General features: G+C 62.7%; 1 pseudogene. It reads left to right on the forward strand.

Annotated features, from left to right (window positions below):
* Positions 1 to 236: pseudogene (locus ACFZPT_RS27050) on the forward strand (molybdopterin-dependent oxidoreductase); the annotation flags it as partial.

The raw sequence follows: 236 nt of genomic DNA on the forward strand, positions 1-236 counted from the left end.
CTTGGTTGCGACGGGCCGCCTGGATCATATGAAGTATTCGTCCGCGCCGACCTGTTCGTCGTAATCGGCGGCAATATGTCCGAATGTCATCCCATCCTGTTCCTGCGCATGATGGACCGGGTCTAGGCCGGGGCGAAGTTGATCGTGGTCGACCCACGGCGCAGCGCCACCGCCGACATGGCGCACCTGCTCCTGCCGATCAACCCCGGCACCGACCTCGCATTGCTCAACGGCTT

The organism is Pseudomonas sp. MD330_10 (genome assembly GCF_042610415.1).
GTDB classification, from domain to species: domain Bacteria; phylum Pseudomonadota; class Gammaproteobacteria; order Pseudomonadales; family Pseudomonadaceae; genus Aquipseudomonas; species Aquipseudomonas rhodesiae.